1 protein-coding gene is annotated in these 2,613 nt (G+C 60.1%); it reads right to left on the reverse strand.

Annotated elements, in window-relative coordinates; all coding sequences use genetic code 11:
* Positions 1-2,315 (reverse strand): glycoside hydrolase family 97 N-terminal domain-containing protein (locus QT222_RS02760; RefSeq protein ID WP_491476227.1); only part of this gene is annotated, 2,315 nt, incomplete at its 3' end.
* Between the last annotated feature and the right edge of the window lie 298 nt (positions 2,316-2,613).

Raw genomic sequence — 2,613 nt, forward strand, 5'->3', positions numbered from 1 at the left:
CCACGGCGGGGGTGGGGGGGCCCCCCCGGGGGTCCGGGCGCCCCCGGGGGGGGGCCCGCCGGGGGTCGGGGCAGGGGGGAGCCGGGTCCGGCCACTCCCCCCAAGGCGAGGTTGACCCCGCCGGTGTCGTCGTCTCCGAGCGTCAGTGTAACCGTGTTTGCACCGGCCGACAGCGAGACGCGGACTGAAATCGCGTTCCACTCGTCCCAGTACGCCGTCGGTGGGAACGTCGCCTGTTTTTGTGCGTCCCCATCGACGAGTACAGTCGCTGTTCGAGGTGTCCCTTCGGGTACGGCGTTGTTTGTCGCATCGCTCGCGTATCGGAAGTGAAGGTCGTACTCACCGGCGCTCGGGACGTTTTCGATAGGCCACGAAAGTGAGGCCCCGTGGTCGACGGTGTTGGGGTCGACCGGGACGTACTTACCGCCGAATGCCCCGGCCCACTTCGCGGCTGTTGCGAACCCATTCCGTTCTGCATCTTCCGCCTGTGTCACGCTTCCGACTTCGAGTGCCGTGTCTCGGTCGGCGAGATACGAACTCGGGAGGTCGGAGACCATCTGCAGGCCGCTGAAGTACGTCGGGTACATGGCGAGTTGCTTCGCTCGCGTCGTTTCGATGCCGCCGGACCCGGAGTCCATGTCGAAGATTCCCGGCGTGTACTCGACGGGACCGCCGAGCATCCGGGTGAACGGGAACGTGACGTGATGCGATGGACCGACGCGTCCGAAGGAGTCGTACTCCTGTCCGAGGACGCCCTCTCGTGTCATCACATTCGGGAAGGTTCGGCGCTCGCCGGTCGGCTTGAGTGGTTCGTGAATCTCCAACATCTGCCGGTGTTTGGCCGCCTCGCGGTACACGAGTCGATGGTGGTTGACGAGTGGTTGGCAGTGGTGATTGTACGTCTCACCGTCGATGCTAACGCCGCTGTCGGCGACGTATCCCGTCTTTATCGAGTGAATCCCGAGTGAATCGTAGTAAGCGAACGGACTCGAACTGTCCGAAGTGAGTTGCGACTCGTAGTTCGAAATGTTGCCCGCAGTTTCGTTGTGTGCGGTCATCCTGACCGGTGGGCTCAGGGCTCGACCGTAGTCGGTCACCTCCTCGATATCGAAGTCCGGGTAGCTCTCGTCGAAGTCCATGGCGCTGCCGTCGCCGGGGTAGGTGCTCCAGCCTTCGTTCCAGCCCTCGACGAGGACGCTCGGAATGTCGTGCTCGCTGGCAAAGTCCATGTAGCGCTTCATGCGCTTGGTCTGTGCGCCGTGGTTTCCGGTTTCGGGACCGCGGTACTCCCAATCTGCGCGTCCGGTAATCATGAGCCACCACACGCCGAGGAACTTCTGCGGTTCGATCCAGTCGGTTCCGTGCGGGAAATCGGCAGGGTCGTGTGGCTCGTTGAGGTTCACGATGAGGTTGGACTCGACGAGGTCACCCGGTCTCGACCCGACCTGAATCGTCCGCCACGGGGTTGCGTGGGGTGCCGTCGCCGCCACCTTCGTCCCATCGGGGAGTGGTGCGAGCGTCGATTCGAAGGCCGTCCCCTCGGAGGACGTGGGTTCGACTCCCATCGCCGCGTAATCGACGAGGCTGGCTTCGTGAATGCTTAGATACGTTTCATCGTCGGCCTGCATCGTCATCGGGGTGTGGGCACCGCCGAAGGGGCTTCGTTCGCCGATTTCGCTCAGCGGCGTCTCCTTGTACCCGTATTCGTAGCTGTTGAAGTCGTTCTCGATCCACCACGCGGTGTAGTCGCCGCCGAATGCGAACTCCGTCCGCTCTGCGGTGATGACAAAGTCGCCGAAGCCACTGTCTTCGGGGAATACGTACCGCAGTCCGAGACCGTCGTCGAACACACGAATTGCAACTGTGAGCGCCCGCTCAGGACTGGTCGTCTCGGCGAGACCAACACGGAGTTCGTTGTAGTGCTCACGGATTTCGTTGTATTGGTCCCAGATGGGCGTCCATCGGCCGTCTACCGCCGAGCGTTCGGTCCCGGTAACCGTGAGTTCGGTCCCGAAAGCGGGCTGCCCGTCGAACTCGAACCCCAGCGACGACGGTTCGACGACGGTTCGTCCATCGTACGAAACGGTGTACGTTGGCGTCCCCGACGAGACATCGAACTCGACTGCGACTGCACCATCCGGAGACGAGATTGTTTGGGCGAGTTCATCATCGCTATTCGACACGGTCGAAGCGACCGTGTCGGGGACGTCGAGTGTGTACGATGCTGCTGCGGCCAGCGACGTGAGCCCGCCGAGAAACTGGCGTCTTCCGAACTCCGCCCTGTCGTCGTTTGTCTGAGGTTCTCTATCGGACATCCTGAAAATTCGTTATTCGATAATGAATAAAAGTCTTATTGCCGAAGAAATATGTGTTCATACTTTATTGCACGGTTTTATCGCTTCTATCGTCGGAATTCGACGGTTGAGTACTTTTGTGAATGTTTCTGTAGGTCTGGTGGCAGGGAAGTCAATGGCTGTGGCTTAGCCGATTTTTTGGTGCGTTCCTTTGCTGGTATTCGGGTTTGTAGACAAAAAGAACAGAAATTTGACTGTATTACTAGTATCATTGTCGCAGTGAGACAATGAGGATTAGCGAAATAGCGCGATAGTTTGG

This window comes from Haloferax sp. s1, assembly GCF_058382125.1.